This is a genomic window from Streptomyces sp. NPDC001668, from assembly GCF_042893155.1.
GTDB lineage: Bacteria > Actinomycetota > Actinomycetes > Streptomycetales > Streptomycetaceae > Streptomyces.
Map to the genome: position 1 here is coordinate 127,317 of NZ_JBIAUQ010000012.1, position 20,065 is coordinate 147,381.

Below are 20,065 nucleotides of genomic sequence, written 5' to 3' on the forward strand. Positions count from 1 at the left end.
GGCTATTCGCGTACGGCGATCCCGTCCAGCACCATCGACAGGTACTGCCGGGCGATCTCCTCCGGGCTGTGCTGTCCGCCGGGCCGGTACCAGGACGCGGCGACCCACACGGTGTCGCGCACGAACCGGTAGGTCAGCCGGACGTCGAGGTCGGCCCGGAACACCTCGGCCGCGACCCCGCGCTCCAGCGTGGACAGCCAGGCCTTCTCGAACCTGCGCTGCGACTCGGCGAGGAACGCGAACCGCTCCTGCGCCACCAGCTGCTTGCTCTCCTTCTGGTAGATCGCGACGGCGGCGCGGTGCCGGTCGATCTCCCGGAACGACTCGGTGACCAGGGCCTCCAGCGTCTCGCGCGGGCCGAGCTCGGCGCCCAGGACGGCGTCGTAGCCGTCCCAGAGCTCGTCGAGGAAGGTCCGCAGGATCTCCTCCAGCATCGATTCCTTGGAGTCGAAGTGGTAGTAGAGGCTGCCCGCGAGCATGCCCGCGTGGTCCGCGATCTTGCGTACGGTCGTGGCGTTGTAGCCCTGCTCGGCGAAGACCTCGGCCGCGGTGTCGAGGAGTTCACGGCGGCGCGCGGGCGCGGCGGCGCTCACCTGGGGCTTCTTCTTGGTCGGCACACGGTCATTGTCGTCCTATGCGTGCTGGCTGCTGACGGCGACGACCTCGCCTGTCATGTACGAGGAGTAGCCGGACGCCAGGAACACGATCACGTTGGCCACCTCCCAGGGCTCGGCGTACCGCCCGAAGGCCTCGCGCGCGGTCAGTTCCTCCAGCACCTCGACCGAGGTCACCTTCACCAGGTGCGGGTGCATGGCGAGGCTCGGCGACACGGCGTTGACGCGGACGCCGTACTCGGCCGCCTCCAGGGCCGCGCACCGGGTCAGCGCCATCACACCCGCCTTCGCGGCGGCGTAGTGCGCCTGCCCGGACTGGGCGCGCCAGCCGACGACGGAGGCGTTGTTGACGATGACACCGCCTGTCGCGCGCATACGGCGCAGGGCCGCCCGGGTGCACCGGAACGTGCCGTTCAAGGTGACGTCCAGGACGCGGGTCCACTGCTCGTCGGTCATCTCGACGAGCTCCGAAGTCCCGCCCAGGCCCGCGTTGTTGACGACTATGTCCAGTCGCCCGTGCTCCCGTACGGCCGCGTCGAACAGTGCTCCGACCTGTGCCTCGTCGGTGACGTCGCACGGCACGGACGTCACCGCGCCCCGGAACTCCCGGGCCAGAGCCGTCTCGCACTCCTTCAGCCGCCGTGCGTGCGCGTCGCTGATCAGTACGCGCGCGCCCTCCTCCAGGAAGCGGCGCGCGGTCGCCCCGCCGATGCCCGCGCCGGCCGCGGCGGTGATGACGGCGGTGCGTCCCTTCAGCAGCCCGTGCCCCGGCTCGTACACCGGGCTCTCGACGCCTGTCATGGCGTCACGCTAACCTACCAAACACTTGTTAGGGAAGGACGGGTGTCCATGGATCTGGCGTTCACGCGGGAGGAAGAGGCCTTCCGCGCCGAGGCCCGCGCGTGGCTGCGCGCGCATGTGCCCGCCTCCCCGCTGCCCTCCCTGGAGACCGGGGAGGGCTTCGCGGCCCATCGCGCGTGGGAGGCGGAACTCGCCGCGGACCGCTGGTCGGTGGTCAACTGGCCGTCCGAGTACGGCGGCCGGGACGCGGGGATCGTGAACTGGCTGGTCTTCGAGGAGGAGTACTACGCGGCCGGGGCGCCGGGACGTGTCGGCCAGAACGGCGTCAGCCTCCTCGCCCCGACCCTGTTCGACCACGGCACACCGGCGCAACGCGCGCGCGTGCTGCCGTCGATGGCCACCGGTGAGGTGATCTGGGCACAGGCCTGGTCGGAGCCGGAGGCGGGCTCGGACCTTGCCTCCCTGAGGTCCAAGGGGGTACGCACACAGGGGGGTTGGCTGCTCAGCGGTCAGAAGACCTGGTCCTCCCGGGCCGCCTTCGCGGACCGCGCCTTCGGGCTCTTCCGCACCGACCCGGACACCCCGGGACCCCACCAGGGCCTGACCTACCTGATGTTCGACCTGCGGGCCCCCGGTGTCACCGTCCGCCCGATCCGCCGCCTCGACGGGAAGCCGGCCTTCGCCGAACTGTTCCTGGACGAGGTGTTCGTGCCGGACGAGGACGTCATCGGCGAGCCCGGGCAGGGCTGGCGGATCGCGATGTCGACGGCGGGCAACGAACGGGGCCTGATGCTGCGCTCGCCGGGCCGCTTCCTGGCCGCCGCCGACCGCCTGTACGCCCTCTGGCAGGCCCAGGGCAGTCCCGCGCCCGCCCGCACCCGTGTGGCCGACGCCCTGATCGGCGCCCGCGCGTACCAGCTCTTCACCTTCGCCGCCGCCTCCCGCTTCCTGAGCGGGGAGTCGATCGGCCCGGAGTCCAGCCTCAACAAGGTCTTCTGGTCCGAGTACGACATCGCGCTCACCGAGACGGCCCTGGATCTCCTCGGCGAGGAGGAGGACCCGGACTGGTCCGAGCGCTATGTCTTCGCCCTCGCCGGACCGATCTACGCCGGCACGAACGAGATCCAGCGCGACATCATCGCCGAACGCCTGCTGGGCCTGCCGAAAGGGCGCCGCTGATGCGCTTCCTCCTCGACGCCGGGCAGCGCGACTTCGCCGCCTCCCTGCACGCGATGCTGACGTCCGCGGACACCCCGTCGGCCGTACGGGACTGGAGCCGCGGCGACCACGCCAGGGGCCGCGCGCTGTGGCGCCGTATCGCCGAGGCGGGGGTGTTCGCGCTGGCAGTACCGGAGGCCTACGAGGGCCTGGGCCCACGCCCACTCGAACTCGCGGTGGCCTTCGTGGAGTTGGGACGCCACGCGGTACCGGGGCCCTTGGTGGAGACGGTGACGGCGGCGACACTGCTCGCGTCGCTGGACGACACCGGCCCGGCGAAACGCCTGCTGCCGTCGCTGGCCTCGGGTGAGTCGACGGCGACGCTGTCGATGGGGACGTATGCGCTGGACGCCGACATGGCAGACCTACGGCTGGCATCCCGCCGGGTGCGCACCCGCACCGAGCTCCGCCTCGCACCCCCACCCACCACCGCCCCCCGCCCCTGCCTGGACCCCGCCCGCCGCCTCTTCGAAACCCCCCACGGCGGCGAGCTCCTCGCCACCGACCCACCCCTGGCCCCGGCCCTCCTCATGGCCCGCCTCACCACAGCCGCCCAAGCCCTCGGCACCGGCCTGGCCCTCCTGGACAAGACCGTCTCCTACGTCAAGCAGCGCACCCAGTTCGGCACCCCCATAGGCGCCTTCCAAGCGGTCAAACACCAACTCGCCGACGTGAAGATCGCGCTGGAGTTCGCCCGCCCCCTCCTCCTCGGCGCCGCCCTGACGATGACCGAGGCAGACATCGCCGCCGCCAAGGTCACGGCCTGCGAGGCGGCGTACCGGAGCGCCCGTACCGCGCTCCAGCTGCACGGCGCGATCGGGTACACCGCGGAGTACGACTTGTCCCTGTGGCTCACCAAGGCCCGCGCCCTGCGCACCGCCTGGGGCAGCCCCGACGACTGCCGCGACACCGTCCTCAATGGTGGTGGTCGCCGCTGGTGACCTCCCGGTACTCCTCCACCGTCGGCTTCTCGATCCGCGTCCCGGGCCCGAACATCGCCCGCGCGAGCCCCGCCCGCATCCGCTGAGAGCGCCTGACCGGCCGCCGCACCCCATTGGCGTCGACCAGCGGCCCGATCTCGTACGGCGGATCCTGCTCATGCTGCGTGAGAGCGTGCAGCTGCGCCTGCCCGAGCGGCTCGTGGACCTCGACGAACTCGCCGTGCGCGAGGCGTTTGACGGTGCCGGTCTCCCGGCCGTGCAGCACCTTGTCCCGGTCCCTGCGCTGCAGCCCGAGACAGACCCGCTTGGTCACGACGAAGGCCAGCACCGGCACCACGAACACGGAGACCCGCACGAACCAGGTGATCGCGTTGATCGACAGGTGCAGATGCGTGGCCACGATGTCGTTGCCGCCGCCGATCAGCAGGACCACGTACAGGCTCAGCCAGGCGACGCCGAGACCGGTGCGGACGGGCACGTTGCGCGGCCGGTCCAGGATGTGGTGCTCGCGTTTGTCGCCGGTGATCCACGCCTCGACGAACGGATAGACGCCGAGCGCGAGCAGGATCAGCGGGAACAGCGAGAAGGGGATGAAGACGCCCAGCTGGAGGGTGTGGCCCCAGGCGTTGATCTCCCATCCCGGCATCACCCGGATCAGGCCCTCGGAGAAGCCGAGATACCAGTCGGGCTGGGCGCCGGTGGTCACCAGGTCCGGCCGGTAGGGGCCGAACGCCCACACGGGGTTGATCTGGGCGAGCCCGCCCATGAGCGCCAGCACGCCGAAGGTCAGGAAGAAGAAGCCGCCCGCCTTGGCCATGTAGACCGGCAGGAACGGCATGCCGACCACGGACCTGTTGTCGCGGCCTGCTCCCGGGAACTGGGTGTGCTTGTGGTAGAAGACCAGGATCAGATGGGCGACCACCAGGCCGAGCATGATCCCGGGCAGCAGCAGCACATGGACCGGGAAGAGCCTCGAGATGATGTCGTGGCCCGGGAACTCCCCGCCGAACAGGAAGAACGACAGATACGTCCCGACGATCGGCACGGACAGGATCGCGCCCTGCGCGAAGCGGATGCCGGTGCCGGACAGCAGGTCGTCGGGGAGGGAGTAACCGGTCAGGCCGGTGATGATGCCGAGGAACAACAGGGTCCAGCCGAACACCCAGTTGAGCTCGCGCGGCTTGCGGAAGGCGCCGGTGAAGAACACCCGCATCATGTGCACGAGCATGCCGGTGACGAAGACCAGCGCCGCCCAGTGGTGGATCTGCCGGATCAGCAGCCCGCCGCGCACGTCGAAGCTGATGTCGAGCGTGGACTCGTAGGCCCGGGTCATCACCACGCCGTTGAGGGGCTCGTAGGAGCCGTGGTAGACGACCTCGACCCCGCTGGGCTCGAAGAACAGCGTGAGATAGACGCCCGTGATGATCAGGATGAGGAAGCTGTAGAGACAGACCTCGCCCAGCATGAACGACCAGTGGTCCGGAAAGACCTTGCGCATGTTGGCCTTGGCCAGCGCGTACAGGCCGAGCCGCCCGTCCGCCCAGTCGGCGAGCCGCTCGCCCTTGCCGGCCTCTCCCCGGCCGGCCGTCCGCTTCACCGATCGTGCGCCGTCCATACGTCGTCGCCTCCCCGTCGGATCACTTTCAGGGTGGCACGGCCGTACGGCGAAGCCAACGGGACGGACAGCCGACCCGGCCCTGCGCGCTCTCCCCGCACCTGGGTTCGCTATTTTGTTCGCCGCCGTCCCCACCGGCTCAAGATCAGCCCTGTCACTCCGAGGAGAGCCGGCCGTGGAACCCGAATCCGCCGTCACCACCTGCTACCGCCACCCCAGGGTGGAGTCCCACGTCCGCTGCACCCGCTGCGAGCGGTACATCTGCCCGGACTGCATGCGGGAGGCGGCCGTCGGCCACCAGTGCCCGGAGTGCGTGCGCGAGGGGGCGCGGTCGGTGCGGCAGGCCCGGACCGCCTTCGGCGGGCGGATCACGGCCGTCCCCCTGGTGACGTACGTCCTCATCGGGCTCAATGTGCTCGCCTACCTCGGTGAGCTGGTGCGCCCGGCGATCGTGGACCGCTTCGAGATGCTGGGTCTCGGCCTGGTGGGCCCGGACGGCGGCCACTACGAGTGGCAGGCCCATTACCCCGCCGGCTTCCATGCCGAGGGGGTGGCCGACGGCGAGTGGTACCGCATGCTGACCGGCGCGTTCCTCCATCTGCCGCCCACCGGGGGCACGTTCGGGATCCTGCACATCGTGATGAACATGGTGTCGCTGTGGAACATCGGCCGTGTGGTCGAGACCCAGCTCGGCCGGGTCCGCTACCTCGCCCTGTATCTGCTGTCGGCGTTCGGCGGCTCGGTCCTGGTCCTGCTGATCGCGCCCACCACACCCACCCTCGGCGCGTCCGGCGCGATCTTCGGCCTCGGCGCCGCCTACTACGTGATGGCCCGCCGGGTCGGCGCCGACATGGCCCAGGTCAACCGGTTCATGGCGGGGCTGCTGCTGTGGCTGCTGATCTCCGCGGGGCTGACGTCCTGGCAGGGCCACCTCGGCGGGCTGCTCACCGGAGCCGTCGTCACCCTCGCCTACGCCTACGCGCCCCGGGACGGCCGTCGCACCCTGGTGCAGGCGGGGGTGTGCGCGGTCCTGCTGGTGGTATTGCTGGTGTCTGCCTGGGCCAAGGTCACCGAACTGACGGGAACCGCATGAGACGCGCCCGCCTGCTGCTCCTCGCGGCCGTCCCGGCGCTGGTCACGGCGTCGGTCTACTTCCTGGCGCCCGAGGACCCCGGCGCGGGCGGGGCGGGCCCCGACCTCTCCTCCGCGTACCGGTCGCAGGCGGCCCAGGACGCCAAGGGCGCCGAGGGTGCCAAGGCCTGGGCCGAGCGATCCGCGGGCGCGGAGGGCACGGAGGGCGAGGGCACGGAGGGCGCGAAGGGCACGGAGGGCGAGCGCACGGAGGGCACGGGGGCCGACGACGTCCTCGCCGGCCTGCCGCCGGGCCTTGCCGCCCCCGCCGAGAAGGAGCTGGCCCAGCAGCTCGTGGCGAGCGCCGAGAACTCCACCCTCGACTGGCGCAGCGCCTACGCCTACATCGAGGACATCGGCGACGGACAGGGCTACACGGCCGGCATCATCGGCTTCTGCACCGGCACCAACGACCTGCTCACCCTCGTCGAGGACTACACCGAGGCCCACCCCGGCAACGGCCTCGCGACGTACCTCCCCGCCCTGCGCGCGGTCGACGGCACGGACTCCCACGAGGGCCTGGATCCGGGCTTCACGGCCGCCTGGAAGGCGGAGGCCCGGGTCCCGGCCTTCCAGCGGGCCCAGGACTCGGCGCGCGACCGCGTCTACTTCGACCCCGCGGTCCGCCTCGCCAAGCTCGACGGGCTGGGCCCCCTCGGCCAGTTCGTCTACTACGACGCCATGGTCTTCCACGGCCCCGGCACCGACCCGACCGGCTTCTACGGCCTGCGCGAACGCGCCCTGCGGAAGTCCGACAGCCCGACCGAGGGCGGCTCGGAGAAGGCCTACCTGGACACCTTCCTCGACATCCGCAGGGCGGCCATGAAGACCCGCGACGCGGACATCGACACCACCCGCGTCGACACCGCGCAACGACGCTTCCTGGACGAGGGCAACCTGGACCTGAGGAGGCCACTGGAGTGGCGAGTGTACGGGGAGACCTACCGGGTGCCCTGAGCGGCGCCCCACTTCTCCCTCAGCACCTGTTCCGCGGGCTTGCCGTGCGGGGTGTAGGCGAGCCGGGCCGGTGTCTCACCGCTGTCGGGCCAGTCGTCCCACATCCACCAGCACACCCCGGCCCACCAGTCACGGCCCGTGAAGGAGTCCAGCAACGCCCGGTAGGCGGCGGCCTGTTCACCGGGGGCGGACCGGCCGCTGACGGTCCAGGAGTACGGGGCGGTCGTGGCCCCGTACTGACTCACGTACCCGGCCTCGGTGAACAGGATGCGGCGGCCCTGTTCGCGGGCGAAGGCGGCGAGTTCGGCACGGATCGGCCGCCACGAACGACGCAGCCGGCCGGTGTCCCGGGTGGGCGCCCCGGACAGCGGCCAGTAGGCGTCGACGCCGATGACGTCGAGGTCCTTCCAGAAGCGGACCTTTTGGTACTCGTCGTAGTTGGCCGCGTAGGTGAGGGGCCCGTCGTAGTGGTCGCGGACCGCCGCGACGACCTCCTGCCAGGCGGCCAGGTCGCCGGACACCCCGGCCAGTTCGGTGCCCACGGCGAGCTGCTCGGTTCCGGTGCCGGCGGCGAGGTCGGCGTAGTGGGTGATGAAGCGCCGGTACGCGGCGAACCACGCCTCGCGGTCCCGCGGTCTGATCTCGGCGCGGTCCTGGTCGCCGGGCAGGTCGACGTGCGGCTTGATCATCACCTTGAGGCCGAGGGCGTGGGCCCGGTGCACGATCCGGCGCACGCTCCCGTCGCTCGCCGTCTCCTCGGTGGTGTGCATGCCGGGGTCGGTGACGCGGTTCTGGTACCAGGTCGGGGTGAGCGTGATCCAGCGGGCGCCGGTGGCCCGGATGCCGCGCAGATAGCGGTCGGCGGCCGGGCTGTCGTAGTCGGTGCGGTTCCAGGAGGGGAGGGTGATGCCCCGCAGGGCCGCCCCGCTGTCCCTGCCGGAGGTCGCCGGTCCGTCCTTGCCCGTGTCCGGGGTGCCGCCGCCGGTGGTGGTCGTGCAGCCGGAGACGACGGCGAGGAGGACCGCCACCGCTGCGGTGACGGTCCTCCCCCTCACAAGCCGTGCCCTCACAGGCTCGTGGGGCTGACGAAGGTGTAGCCGAGGGCCTTGATGCCGTCGACCGTGTCCTTGAGCGGCTGGGTCGGGTAGTAGGGGTGGTAGAAGAAGCTGGCGAAGCCGTCCCGGACGGCGAGGTTGGCCCTGGCCGAGGCGATGAGGTCCGCGGGCAGACGTGCCGGGTGGTTGTTGTAGGCCTCCGGCTCGTAATTGCCGATGTTCTCGGGCAGCACCTTGGTGCCGTACACGTCCTTCACGACGTACGGGAAGAACTGCCCGATGAAGGAGTTGGGCCCGGCGGAGTTGCCGCTGAGCGTGCCGGAGAAGTACAGCGAACGCTCCAGGCGGGCCGAGAAGTTGGAGCTGATCGCCTTGTAGTCGGCGGCCGAGGCCGCGTAGTGCGGGGTGGTCCACAGCGCCGGCTTCGGCAGCCCGGCGAGGGTGAACTGGGTCAGCGCACTGGTCACCCGGCCCTGCGCCCAGAGGGCGGAGTCCTCGGCGACCGGGCCGTCGTAGACCACGCTGTCCGCGGAGTCGACGTGGGCGCGGTAGAACTCGAAGTCGTCGCCGGTGACGCCGTTGTAGGGGTTGGCGACGTTGCCGTACTGGTGGGTGTAGCCGTGGTCCATGAGGACGGCGCCCCGGGCCAGCATGTACTTGAGGGCGCTGACGACCTGCGGGCGCTGCACCAGCGTGATCGTCTGCGCGGTGCCGTTGTTGTAGGTGCCCTTGGGGTCCTTGTAGACCGGGATGACGTTGATGCCGTAGGGGATGTTCTGCGCGTACAGGTAGTCGGCCATGGCCCGCAGTTCGGCGGGGTCGGAGGCGGGGCTGATGTCCTCCAGGCGCAGCAGCGCGCGGTGGCGTTCGGCGGTGGCCGGGGCGAGGGCGTCGAAGAGGAGGTCCTCGGCGGCGATGACCCGGTCGCTCTCGGAGACGTAGGCGAAGGGGATCTCGCCGACGTAGGTGAGGTTGGCCGAGCGGACCGCCCAGCCGAAGGTGTGCCCGTTGGAGGAGTCCAGGCCCTCGGCGAGCCGGGTGACCTCGGGATGGCCGGCGCCGGTGAGGACGTTGGGGCGCAGCACTCCGCCGTCCTGGCCTGCCGGGATCCTCCGGGTGAGGGTCTGGTTCCGGTAGGTCACCTGGGTGACGGTGCCGACGGAGCCGCCGTCCTCGTAGTACGAGGTCGTCGGGTCCCAGCCGTACCGCTGGGTGAACTGGGCGGTGCCCACCGAGTTGGCCATGTTCCAGATGTTGGCACCCATCCAGATGACCGGCTTGGTGCTGGTGGAGACGTCCTGGTAGAAGGCGGCCGGGATGGCGTCCGGGACGTCGCAGCAGTAGTAGGTCGAGCCGATGTAGATCACGGCGGTGTAGGAGCCGATCATTCCGGCGGTGTACTGCTGGACCGGTTTGGCGGTCACCGTGCCGAAGTGGCCCGCGAGGTTGGCGGCGGCCATGGCGTACAGCTCGCCGAGCTTTCCGTAGGGGCCGGCGGTGTCGTAGAGCACGAGCGTGGTGGGGTCGGCCGCGGCGGCCGCCCGGACGAAGCCGGCCTGGCGGACCGCGGGGACGGCAGCGGGCTTGGCCGGCGTGGGTGAGACCGCCGTCCTGGCCCGCGGCTGTGCGCGCCGTTCCTTGTCCGAGGCGATCTGTTCCTTCGCCCACCCCGTGAGGTCGACGCTGCCCAGCCCTGACCGCCCGCCGACGGCCTCATGTCCGTGCCGCTGGCCGCGCGGTCCCGCGCCACCGCTCCCGGCCTGTGCGCTCCAGGCGAGGAACGTCCCCCCGAGCACGGCGGCGACCAGCAGCAGGATCACGGGGAACTTCGCTGTTCCCCGTCTCCTGTGTGAAATCAGTGGTCCCACATTCATCCCCCCGCCCTGCCGATATTGGCAAGGTCTTTACCGATACGAAGGCACTGATTTTCATGACGAGCATGAAGCGTGTCAAATGCGGGACCGAGGGGACCGGAAACCTGCTACGTTCCACTTCGCGCGTTGGGGACGCGCATCAGAACGTGGGGGGAAAATGTACGGACGACCTGCCCTGGGGTCTTTGCTGCCTCTAGCTGGGGCGATGACCGTCCCAGAGGCAATACCGGGGCTACCTCTGGCCAGAGCATTGCAGGAAACCGCGGGAATAGGATTTCTGTTCTACTGCCTGACGGCCTGCGTCATATTGCTGGCCCGGGCACGGCTGCGAAGCCAGGCACAAAGGGCGCGCGCCGCCGGGAGCGCCAATGATCACTGAAGTTTTCCTGTGGTCGAGCATCTCCCTGATCGTGCTGGCCGCCTGCTACAACACGACACTTTTCGTGCTGTCCAGGAGAAGAATTCGGCGCTCCCGGACCGACCGGAGAGAGCGCTTCTACATATTCCTCCTCGCCTGTCTCAACGAGGAGAAAGTGCTCTCCGAAAGCCTGGAGCGCATCACCTCGCTCCCGACCGCCAACTACATGGCACTGGTCATCGACGACGGCTCCGACGACCGCACCTCCGAGATCGCCCTGGCCGCCGACCCGGCCGTGGTCCAGCTGCACCGGCGCAACCCGCCGAACGCGCGCAAGGGCAAGGGCGCCGCCCTCAACGACGGGGTGCGCCACCTCAGGGAGTCCGGTCTGCTGCTCGGCCGCGACCCCGAGGACGTGATCGTGTGCGTGCTCGACGCGGACGGCCGGCTCGACCCGCACGTCCTGCAGTCCGTCGACCCGTTCTTCGACGACCCGGGCACGGGCGCGGTGCAGGTCTGCGTCCGGATGTACAACCGGCACCTCGGACTGCTGGCCCGCATGCAGGACATGGAGTTCGTCGTCTACGGCGACGTCTTCCAGAGCGCCCGCCGCTTCATCGGCAGTGTCGGCATGGGCGGCAACGGCCAGTTCATGCGGCTCGCCGCGCTCAACACCCTGGACGGGGACGGTCCGTGGAGCGACAGCCTCACCGAGGACCTCGACCTCGGGGTGCGGCTGATCGCCAAGGGCTGGACCAACATGCACTGCACCACCGCCGCCGTCTCCCAGCAGGCCGTGCTCAGCCTGCGGCGCCTGATCCGCCAGCGCTCGCGCTGGTTCCAGGGCCACCTCCAGTCGGCCGGACTGGTCCCGCTGATCCTGCGGGACGTGCCGACCCGGCCCGCGCTCGACCTGCTGTACCACCTCTCCAGCCCGGTGCTCATCCTGCTCACCTCGCTGCTGCCGCTGTCCTTCCTCGTCGCCGTGTGCGCCACCACCGTGGCCTCCGTGCAGGTCGGACACCCGCTCGTGTCGCCCATGTGGCTGCTCGGCCCGTACCTGCTCTCGTTCACCACGTCCTACGCGTACGGCTTCGTGTACGCCAGACGGGAGCGCGAGCTCGGGCTGGTGCGCTCGGTGCTTCTCGCCCATGTCTTCGTCTTCTACGGCTACATCTGGTTCGCGGCCGGCTGGTGGGGGTTCTGGCGGATGCTCACCGGTCAGCGGACCTGGCTGAAGACCGCGCGCACCTGAGGACGTTCAGGCCGCGCCCCCACCCGGGCCGCGGGTCCTCACTTCTTCTCTCTCATCACCTTTCACGCGGTCGCCGTGTCGACCGCGCACGCCCGAGGGGGGCTCATGTCCACACCCACGTCCGTCGTGCCCGTACGCGCCATGCTGGTGCTCGGCACGAGACCGGAAGCGATCAAACTGGCGCCCGTGGCACGGGCGATGGCGACCGGCGCGCAGTTCGAGCCGATCGTCGTCACCACCGGCCAGCACCGCGAGATGCTCCACCAGATGCTCGGCCTGCTGTACGTCGACGTGCGGATCGCCCTCGACGTGATGCGCCGCCGGCAGCAGCTGTCCGACCTCACCGCCCGCCTGGTGCGCGAACTCGGCGCCGTCATGCGCGAGCAGCGGCCCGACCTGGTCGTGGTGCAGGGGGACACCACGACCGCGCTGGCCGGCGCGCTGGCCGCCTTCTACGAGAAGATCCCGGTCGCCCACGTGGAGGCGGGACTGCGCACCGGTGTCATCGACAACCCGTTCCCGGAGGAGCTCAACCGCAGCCTGATCGGACGCATCGCCCGCTGGCACTTCGCGCCGACCCCCGCCGCCGCCCGCCATCTGACCGGCGAGGGCGTCGCCGGGGAGCAGGTGTTCGTCACCGGCAACACGGTCATCGACAACCTGATGTGGGTGCTGGCCGAGGGCACCGGCACCTCCGCCTTCCGCACCGGGTCCAAACGGCTCCTGGTCACGCTGCACCGGCGGGAGAACCAGGGCGAGCGGATGCGTGGCATGGGCCGGGCGCTGACCCGGCTGGCCGAGCGCGGTGACGTGGAGATCGTGCTGCCGCTGCACAAGAGTCCGGCCGTACGGGACGTGCTGCTGCCCGAACTCGAGGGCCAGACGGGCATCTCTCTGGTCGAGCCGCTCGACTACCTCGACTTCGCGGCCACGCTGGCCGAGTGCGACCTGGTCCTGACCGACTCCGGCGGCATCCAGGAGGAGGCGCCCAGCCTGAGCAAGCCGGCGCTCGTCCTGCGTACCACCACCGAACGGCCCGAGGCGGTCGAGGCGGGCGCGGCCCGGCTGATCGGCACCGATCCGGAGTCCATCGTGACCTGGGCGAACAGACTGCTCGACGACCCGGCGGAGTACAAGCGGATGGCAAGCGCGGGCAATCCGTTCGGCGACGGGCTGGCGAGTGAGCGCATCCTGTCCCAGCTGGCCGAGGACTTCGCCGCCGATGTCCCGGCCGGGCTCACGGCGTCCGGGCCGTACTCGGCGGCATGACGCTCCGGGGTCGTACCGTCTCCAGGCTGGCACTGGCGTTCACGCTGGCCGCGCTCCTCGCGCTCGCCGTGAGCCGGTGCCAGGCCGACGGCCCGCCGCCGAAGCCGTGGATCGACGGTACGACCCACGGCCGCTGGCTGTCGGTGTTCAACGGCATGGGCACCAACCACGGTGACGACAGGTCGCTGCGGCTCTCCCCGATGGCCGCCGAGGACCCCGGCACCACCCACGCCGGGCTGGTGGTGAGCACCGCCTCCTACACCGATGTGCGGTACCAGGCGCGGATGCGGACCCTGAAGCAGCTGCGCTCCCCCAGGCCGAACCCGTGGGAGGTGCCGTGGCTGGTCTGGGCGTACACCGACCCGGAGCACTTCTACTACGTCACCCTCAAGCCGAACGGCTGGGAGCTGGGCAAACGCGACCCCGCCTATCCGGGGGGCCAGCGTTTCCTGGCGACGGGCCGGACACCGTACCCCGTCGGCGAGTGGTACGAGGTGACGGTCGTCCAGCGGGGCGCGGTGCTGTCCGTCGCGGTGGGCGGGAAGCCGCTGGTGACGTTCACCGACGCCGAACTCCCCTACACGCGGGGCCGGGTGGGGGCGTACAGCGAGGACGCGACCGTGGAGTTCGAGGACCTGGAGGCCGCTTCGGGGTGAGCCCTCCGCCGCAAAGGCGACGGTGCCCGCTCCCAGTCCGGTCGGGGACTTCGGGGGCGGACACCGTCAGCGTTCCGTACGCCTTTGTACGGGACGTTCTTGAGGGACCGTCAGACCATCAGGGAACGGTCCGTCGGCCGGATCGGCGCGGGCAGTTCGCTCGCGCCGGTCAGGAAGCGGTCGCAGCCGCGGGCGGCCGAGCGGCCCTCCGCGATCGCCCACACGATGAGCGACTGGCCGCGGCCGGCGTCACCGGCGACGAAGATGCCGGGCACATTGGTCTGGAAGTCGGCGTCGCGGGCGATGTTGCCGCGCTCGTCGAGCTCCAGGCCGAACTGCTCGACCAGGCCGTTCTCGCGGTCGGTGCCGGTGAAGCCCATCGCGAGGGTGACCAGCTGGGCGGGGATCTTGCGCTCCGTGCCCGGCTTCGGGGTCAGCTTGCCGTCGATGAACTCGACCTCGCTGAGGTGCAGCCACTGGACGTTGCCGTCCTCGTCGCCCTCGAAGTGGGTGGTGGAGACGGAGTAGACCCGCTCGCCGCCCTCCTCGTGCGCGGAGGTGACCTTGTACAGCATCGGGAAGGTCGGCCACGGCTGGTGCGGGGCCCGGTCCTCGCCCGGACGGGGCATGATCTCCAGCTGCGTCACCGAGGCCGCGCCCTGGCGGTGGGCGGTGCCCACGCAGTCGGCGCCGGTGTCGCCACCGCCGATGACCACGACGTGCTTGCCCTCGGCCGAGATCGGGGAGGTGACGTAGTCGCCCTCCTGGACCTTGTTGGCCAGCGGCAGGTACTCCATCGCCTGGTGGATGCCCTTCAACTCCCGCCCGGGGACGGGGAGATCACGGGCGGTCGTGGCACCGGCGGCGATCACGACGGCGTCGTACCGCTTCTTCAGGTCGGTCGCCTTGAGGTCGCGGCCGATCTCGATACCGGTACGGAAGCGGGTGCCCTCCGCGCGCATCTGCTCGATACGGCGGTTGATGTGCCGCTTCTCCATCTTGAACTCGGGGATGCCGTACCGGAGGAGGCCTCCGACGCGGTCCGCGCGCTCGTAGACGGCGACGGTGTGACCGGCCCGCGTGAGCTGCTGCGCGGCGGCGAGACCGGCGGGCCCGGACCCGATGACCGCGACGGTCTTGCCGGACAGGCGCTCCGGGGCCTGGGGAGCGACATCGCCGCTGTCCCACGCCTTGTCGATGATCGAGACCTCGACGTTCTTGATGGTGACCGGCGGCTGGTTGATGCCGAGCACACACGCCGACTCGCAGGGAGCCGGGCACAGACGACCGGTGAACTCCGGGAAGTTGTTGGTCGCGTGCAGCCGCTCGGAGGCGGCTGACCAGTCCTCGCGGTAGGCGAAGTCGTTCCACTCGGGGATGAGGTTCCCGAGCGGACAGCCGTTGTGACAGAACGGGATGCCGCAGTCCATGCAGCGGCTGGCCTGCTTGCTGATGATCGGCAGCAGGGAGCCGGGGACGTAGACCTCGTTCCAGTCCTTCAGGCGTACGTCGACGGGGCGGGACTTGGCGACCTCGCGCCCGTGGTTCAGGAAGCCCTTCGGGTCAGCCATTGATCGCCGCCTCCATCATCTTCTCGGTGATCTCGGACTCGGAGAGTCCCGCCTGCTCGGCGGCGTCCTTGGCGGCGAGCACTGCCTTGTACGTGCTGGGGATGATCTTGCTGAAGCGCTCGACGGCGGTGTCCCACTCGGCGAGCAGCTTCTCGGCGACCGTGGATCCGGTCTCCTCCTGGTGGCGGCGCACCACGTCGTGCAGCCACTGCTTGTCGGTGTCGTCCAGCGCCTCCACGGCGTTCACGTTGCCGACGTTGACGTTGTCCCGGTTCAGGTCGATCACGTAGGCGATACCGCCGGACATGCCGGCCGCGAAGTTGCGGCCCGTCTCGCCGAGGACCACCGCGTGACCGCCGGTCATGTACTCGCAGCCGTGGTCGCCCACGCCCTCCGAGACGACCGTCGCGCCGGAGTTGCGGACACAGAACCGCTCACCGGTACGACCGCGCAGGAACAGCTCGCCGCCGGTCGCGCCGTAGGCGATGGTGTTGCCGGCGATCGTCGAGAACTCGGCGAGGTGGTCTGCGCCCCGGTCCGGGCGGACGATCACGCGGCCGCCGGAGAGGCCCTTGCCGACGTAGTCGTTGGCGTCGCCCTCCAGGCGCAGCGTGACACCGCGCGGCAGGAAGGCGCCGAAGGACTGGCCGGCGGAGCCGGTGAAGGTGATGTCGATGGTGTCGTCGGGCAGGCCCGCGCCACCGAACTTCTTCGTCACCTCGTGGCCGAGCATGGTGCCGACCGTGCGGTTGATGTTGCGGATCGCGACCTGGGCGCGCACCGGCTGGGCCTCGGTCGCCGAGTCGGCGGCCAGGGCGTCGGCGGCGAGCTTGATGAGCTCGTTGTCGAGCGCCTTCTCCAGACCGTGGTCCTGCTCGATGACCTGGTGCAGCGGGGTGCCCTCGGGCAGCTCGGGCACGTAGAAGAGCGGGGACAGGTCCAGGCCCTGCGCCTTCCAGTGGTTGACGGCCCGCTCGACGTCGAGCGTCTCGGCGTGGCCGACGGCCTCCTCGATGGAGCGGAAGCCCAGCTCGGCGAGGATCTCGCGGACCTCCTCGGCGATGAACTTGAAGAAGTTCACGACGTACTCGGCCTTGCCGGTGAACCGGTCGCGGAGCACCGGGTTCTGGGTGGCGATGCCGACCGGGCAGGTGTCCAGGTGGCAGACGCGCATCATGACGCAGCCGGAGACGACGAGCGGCGCGGTCGCGAAACCGAACTCCTCGGCGCCGAGCAGCGCGGCGATGACGACGTCACGGCCGGTCTTGAGCTGACCGTCGGTCTGGACGACGATCCGGTCGCGCAGGCCGTTGAGCAGCAGGGTCTGCTGGGTCTCGGCGAGACCGAGCTCCCAGGGACCGCCCGCGTGCTTGAGGGAGGTCAGCGGGGAGGCACCGGTGCCACCGTCGTGACCGGAGATCAGGACGACGTCCGCGTGCGCCTTGGACACACCCGCCGCGACCGTGCCGACGCCGACCTCGGAGACCAGCTTCACGTGAATCCGCGCCTGCGGGTTCGCGTTCTTCAGGTCGTGGATCAGCTGGGCCAGGTCCTCGATGGAGTAGATGTCGTGGTGCGGCGGCGGGGAGATCAGACCGACACCCGGGGTCGAGTGCCGGGTCTTGGCGACCCACGGGTACACCTTGTGGCCGGGCAGCTGGCCGCCCTCGCCGGGCTTGGCGCCCTGGGCCATCTTGATCTGGATGTCGTCCGCGTTGACCAGGTACTCGGAGGTCACGCCGAAGCGGCCGGAGGCGACCTGCTTGATCGACGAACGCCGCGCCGGGTCGTACAGCCGGTCCGCGTCCTCGCCGCCCTCACCGGTGTTGGACTTGCCGCCCAGCTGGTTCATGGCGATGGCGAGGGTCTCGTGCGCCTCCTTGGAGATGGAGCCGTACGACATGGCGCCGGTGGAGAAGCGCTTGACGATCTCGGAGACGGGCTCGACCTCGTCGATCGGGATCGGCTGGCGGTCCGACTTGAAGCCGAACAGGCCGCGCAGCGTCATCAGGCGCTCGGACTGCTCGTTCACGCGGTCCGTGTACTTCTTGAAGATGTCGTAGCGGCCCGCGCGCGTCGAGTGCTGGAGGCGGAAGACCGTCTCCGGGTCGAACAGGTGCGGCTCGCCCTCGCGGCGCCACTGGTACTCGCCGCCTATCTCGAGCGCGCGGTGCGCGGGCGCGATGCCGGAGGCGGGGTAGGCCTTGGCGTGCCGGGCGGCGACCTCCTTGGCGATGACGTCGATGCCGACGCCGCCGATCTTGGAGGCGGTACCGCTGAAGTACTTCTGGACGAAGCCCTCTTCGAGACCGACGGCCTCGAAGACCTGGGCACCGCGGTAGGAGGCGACGGTCGAGATGCCCATCTTCGACATGACCTTGAGCACGCCCTTGCCGAGGGCGTAGATCAGGTTCCGGATGGCCTGCTCGGGCTCCAGGCCGTTGAGGAAGGTGCCCGCGCGCAGGAGGTCCTCGACGGACTCCATGGCGAGGTACGGGTTCACGGCCGCGGCGCCGAAGCCGATCAGCAGGGCGACGTGGTGGACCTCGCGGACGTCACCGGCCTCGACCAGCAGGCCCACCTGGGTGCGCTGCTTGGTGCGGATGAGGTGGTGGTGGACGGCCGCGGTGAGCAGCAGCGACGGGATCGGCGCGTGCTCGGCGTCGGAGTGCCGGTCGGAGAGGACGATCAGCCGGGCGCCGTTGTCGATGGCGGCGTCGGCCTCGGCGCAGATCTCCTCGAGGCGGGCGGCGAGGGCGTCGCCGCCGCCGGAGACCCGGTACAGGCCGGAGAGGGTCGCGGCCTTGAAGCCGGGCATGTCGCCGTCGGCGTTGATGTGGATGAGCTTGGCCAGCTCGTCGTTGTCGATCACCGGGAAGGGCAGCACGACGGAGCGGCAGGAGGCGGCGCTCGGGTCGAGCAGGTTGCCCTGCGGGCCCAGCGAGGAGCGCAGCGAGGTCACGAGCTCCTCGCGGATCGCGTCCAGCGGCGGGTTGGTGACCTGGGCGAACAGCTGGGTGAAGTAGTCGAAGAGCAGCCGCGGACGCTCGCTCAGTGCGGCGATCGGCGAGTCGGTGCCCATCGAACCGATCGGCTCGGCACCGGCCTTGGCCATCGGCGCGAGCAGGACGCGCAGCTCCTCCTCGGTGTAGCCGAAGGTCTGCTGGCGGCGGGTGACCGAGGCGTGGGTGTGCACGATGTGCTCGCGCTCGGGCAGGTCGCCGAGCTCGATCTCGCCGGCCTCCAGCCACTCCGCGTACGGCTGCTCGGAGGCGAGGCCGGCCTTGATCTCGTCGTCCTCGATGATGCGGTGCTCGACGGTGTCGACGAGGAACATCCGGCCGGGCTGGAGGCGGCCCTTGCGGACGACCTTGGCGGGGTCGATGTCGAGGACACCGACCTCGGAGCCGAGGACGACGAGGCCGTCGTCGGTGACCCAGTAGCGGCCGGGGCGAAGGCCGTTGCGGTCGAGGACCGCGCCGACCTGCTTGCCGTCGGTGAAGGTGACACAGGCCGGGCCGTCCCAGGGCTCCATCAGGTTGGAGTGGAACTGGTAGAAGGCGCGGCGGGCCGGCTCCATGGAGTCGTGGTTCTCCCACGCCTCCGGGATCATCATCAGCACGGAGTGCGGCAGCGAACGGCCGCCCAGGTGCAGGAGTTCGAGCACCTCGTCGAAGGACGCCGAGTCGGAGGCCTCCGGCGTACAGATCGGGAAGACGCGTTCGATGGCCTTGTCGTCGTTGCCGAACAGGTCGGAGACCAGCTGCGACTCGCGGGCCGCCATCCAGTTGCGGTTGCCCTTGACGGTGTTGATCTCACCGTTGTGCGCGACGAAGCGGTACGGGTGCGCGAGCGGCCACGACGGGAAGGTGTTCGTGGAGAACCGGGAGTGCACGAGCGCGATCGCGGAGGCGAAGCGGCGGTCGGACAGGTCCGGGAAGAAGGGCTCCAGCTGGCCGGTGGTCAGCATGCCCTTGTAGACGATGGTCCGCGCGGACAGCGAGGGGAAGTAGACGTCGACCTCGCGCTCGGCGCGCTTGCGCAGCACGAAGGCCTTGCGGTCGAGGGCGATGCCCTCCGACGAGCCGTCGGTCACGAAGATCTGGCGGAACGCGGGCATCGTGGACCGGGCGGTGGCGCCGAGCAGCTCGGGGGCGACGGGAACCTCACGCCAGCCCAGGACCGTCAGGCCCTCGTCCGCGGCGATCGTCTCGATCTTCGAGACGGCGTCCTCGATACCGTCCTCCGGCAGGAAGGCGATACCGACGGCGTACGCACCGGCCGCGGGCAGCTCGAAGCCGGCCACCTCGCGGAAGAAGGCGTCCGGAACCTGGGACAGGATGCCGGCGCCGTCACCCGAGTCGGGCTCGGAGCCGGTGGCACCGCGGTGCTCCAGGTTGCGCAGAACCGTGAGCGCCTGCTCGACCAGCGCATGGCTCGCCTCGCCGGTGAGGGTGGCCACGAAGCCGACGCCACAGGCGTCGCGCTCGTTGCGGGGGTCGTACATACCCTGCGCAGCAGGGCGAGCATCCATGAACGACCACTTCTGGCCACTCGTGGAGTGCTGGGACGGCTGGCGCGGCGTACGCATCGGCTCTCCCGTCGTCGTCATTGGCATATTCAGATTGCCGAGGGACGACGTTGGCCCTCTGCGTTGTGCAAAATTTCGTGCAGGTTACATGATGGAGCGGATCTCGGGAACCGGATACTCCGTTCCAGCATGCGGACGCCACGCGGTGCGAGAAGGATG

General features: G+C 70.2%; 14 protein-coding genes. 7 read left to right on the forward strand and 7 right to left on the reverse strand.

Annotated features, from left to right (window positions below; all coding sequences use genetic code 11):
• Positions 1–2: 2 nt before the first annotated feature.
• Complete coding sequence (locus tag ACFYZ8_RS30990; protein ID WP_359029517.1) at positions 3–617, reverse strand: TetR/AcrR family transcriptional regulator; 615 nt, start codon at positions 615–617, stop codon at positions 3–5.
• Positions 618–632: 15 nt separating this feature from the next.
• A complete protein-coding gene (locus ACFYZ8_RS30995) occupies positions 633–1,415 on the reverse strand; it encodes an SDR family oxidoreductase (protein ID WP_388541720.1) in 783 nt (260 codons plus the stop codon).
• A gap of 48 nt (positions 1,416–1,463) precedes the next feature.
• Between ACFYZ8_RS30995 and ACFYZ8_RS31000 the strand changes: the two genes are divergently transcribed.
• Both ACFYZ8_RS31000 and ACFYZ8_RS31005 read left to right on the forward strand, forming a co-directional pair.
• On the forward strand, positions 1,464–2,594 hold the full coding sequence (locus tag ACFYZ8_RS31000) for an acyl-CoA dehydrogenase family protein (protein ID WP_388541716.1): 1,131 nt from the start codon (positions 1,464–1,466) through the stop codon (positions 2,592–2,594).
• Positions 2,594–3,574 carry an acyl-CoA dehydrogenase family protein gene (locus ACFYZ8_RS31005; RefSeq protein ID WP_388541713.1) on the forward strand — a complete coding sequence of 327 codons (981 nt, stop codon included), beginning with the start codon at positions 2,594–2,596 and terminating at the stop codon, positions 3,572–3,574. Before ACFYZ8_RS31000 ends, ACFYZ8_RS31005 begins: the two co-directional genes overlap by 1 nt.
• On the opposite strand, the gene ACFYZ8_RS31010 is transcribed toward ACFYZ8_RS31005, so the two are convergent.
• Positions 3,549–5,189, reverse strand: coding sequence for a cytochrome bc complex cytochrome b subunit (locus ACFYZ8_RS31010; RefSeq protein WP_388541710.1), 1,641 nt, complete (start codon positions 5,187–5,189; stop codon positions 3,549–3,551). The two genes, ACFYZ8_RS31005 and ACFYZ8_RS31010, sit on opposite strands and share 26 nt — an antisense overlap.
• A 175-nt stretch (positions 5,190–5,364) precedes the next feature.
• On the opposite strand from ACFYZ8_RS31010, the gene ACFYZ8_RS31015 reads away from it, so the two are divergent.
• Positions 5,365–6,282 carry a rhomboid family intramembrane serine protease gene (locus ACFYZ8_RS31015; protein ID WP_359029512.1) on the forward strand — a complete coding sequence of 306 codons (918 nt, stop codon included), beginning with the start codon at positions 5,365–5,367 and terminating at the stop codon, positions 6,280–6,282.
• Positions 6,279–7,277 (forward strand): chitosanase, encoded by a 999-nt coding sequence (locus tag ACFYZ8_RS31020; RefSeq protein WP_388541707.1) that lies wholly within the window; start codon positions 6,279–6,281, stop codon positions 7,275–7,277. Before ACFYZ8_RS31015 ends, ACFYZ8_RS31020 begins: the two co-directional genes overlap by 4 nt.
• Here the strand turns inward: ACFYZ8_RS31020 and ACFYZ8_RS31025 are convergent.
• Entirely contained in the window at positions 7,262–8,332 is a 1,071-nt protein-coding gene (locus ACFYZ8_RS31025; RefSeq protein WP_388541704.1) for a glycoside hydrolase family 113, read from the reverse strand. The genes ACFYZ8_RS31020 and ACFYZ8_RS31025 overlap by 16 nt on opposite strands.
• A gap of 11 nt (positions 8,333–8,343) precedes the next feature.
• Positions 8,344–10,152 carry a DUF2334 domain-containing protein gene (locus tag ACFYZ8_RS31030; RefSeq protein WP_388541701.1) on the reverse strand — a complete coding sequence of 603 codons (1,809 nt, stop codon included), beginning with the start codon at positions 10,150–10,152 and terminating at the stop codon, positions 8,344–8,346.
• A gap of 422 nt (positions 10,153–10,574) precedes the next feature.
• Between ACFYZ8_RS31030 and ACFYZ8_RS31035 the strand changes: the two genes are divergently transcribed.
• The 3 genes from ACFYZ8_RS31035 to ACFYZ8_RS31045 all read left to right on the forward strand — a co-directional run bounded on the left by ACFYZ8_RS31035 (position 10,575) and on the right by ACFYZ8_RS31045 (position 13,744).
• Positions 10,575–11,819 carry a glycosyltransferase family 2 protein gene (locus ACFYZ8_RS31035; RefSeq protein WP_359029508.1) on the forward strand — a complete coding sequence of 415 codons (1,245 nt, stop codon included), beginning with the start codon at positions 10,575–10,577 and terminating at the stop codon, positions 11,817–11,819.
• Between the two features lie 105 nt (positions 11,820–11,924).
• Positions 11,925–13,088 carry a non-hydrolyzing UDP-N-acetylglucosamine 2-epimerase gene (wecB, locus tag ACFYZ8_RS31040; RefSeq protein WP_388541698.1) on the forward strand — a complete coding sequence of 388 codons (1,164 nt, stop codon included), beginning with the start codon at positions 11,925–11,927 and terminating at the stop codon, positions 13,086–13,088.
• Entirely contained in the window at positions 13,085–13,744 is a 660-nt protein-coding gene (locus ACFYZ8_RS31045) for a calcium-binding protein (RefSeq protein ID WP_388541695.1), read from the forward strand. Before wecB ends, ACFYZ8_RS31045 begins: the two co-directional genes overlap by 4 nt.
• A 110-nt stretch (positions 13,745–13,854) precedes the next feature.
• Here ACFYZ8_RS31045 and ACFYZ8_RS31050 read toward each other — a convergent pair whose 3' ends face one another.
• Together ACFYZ8_RS31050 and gltB are read right to left on the reverse strand one after the other, a co-directional pair.
• Positions 13,855–15,315, reverse strand: a complete 1,461-nt coding sequence (locus ACFYZ8_RS31050; protein WP_388541693.1) for a glutamate synthase subunit beta — start codon at positions 15,313–15,315, stop codon at positions 13,855–13,857.
• Positions 15,308–19,906, reverse strand: coding sequence for a glutamate synthase large subunit (gltB, locus tag ACFYZ8_RS31055; protein ID WP_359029504.1), 4,599 nt, complete (start codon positions 19,904–19,906; stop codon positions 15,308–15,310). The genes ACFYZ8_RS31050 and gltB overlap by 8 nt, the downstream gene beginning before the upstream one ends.
• Positions 19,907–20,065 lie beyond the last annotated feature (159 nt).